The 754-nt window shown below is 46.4% G+C and carries 1 pseudogene; it reads left to right on the top strand.

The features are described from left to right. Nucleotides 1-754: pseudogene (locus A3762_RS26920) on the top strand (hypothetical protein); the annotation flags it as partial.

The raw sequence follows: 754 nt of genomic DNA, 5'->3' as shown, positions 1-754 counted from the left end.
GTCGCTTACTGTTGATCAACTCGTTGATCTAAGATTCATTCCTGATGGAATTTTAGCTGATCCGATATCAATCACCGTGACAGCTTATATTAAGGATACTGATCCAGATACCTATTTGATTTCTGAGCTGTCTCACTCAGGCGAATTGATTGTTTCGATGTTGGACGATTCTGGAATTGATGATCCGGTCATTACTGTAATTGATGGTCCTAACCCGGTTGATCCAGTTGATCCGACCGACCCAATCGATCCATCGAACCCTAGTGCTGACGGTGATCCACTGACGGGGGCTGTCACTGTAGCAGAAGACGCAGTTTTTGATCTTGAATTGGGTCCGTTAACTCCCATTGACGTTAATGAAACAATGAGCAGTGTCACTATCGGTGGTGTGCCAACTGGAGCGATTTTGTCAGCGGGTACGAATAACGGTGATGGCACCTGGACAGTAGAGCCTGCTGATCTTGACGAGTTGAGCCTTACGCCAGTTGAACATTCCAGTGATGACTTTACATTAACGACTGAAGTAACGTTTACAGAGGGCGATGTTAGTCAAGTTTATAATGGTTCGGTGGAGGTTACTTTGGAAGCAGTCGCTGATGCGCCTGCGGTGAGTGCGAGTGATGTAAATGGTGATGAGAATAGTGCTATTGCCTTGGATATCACTGGTAGCCTAGCAGATAACGATGGTTCTGAGTCAGTTACCGGTTACACCATCAGCGATGTGCCGTTAGATGCTACGTTATCGGCTGGCACT

The organism is Oleiphilus sp. HI0125, from assembly GCF_001635355.1.
Note: the sequence above shows the minus strand (reverse complement) of the source record. Positions and strands in the feature narration are given on the sequence as shown.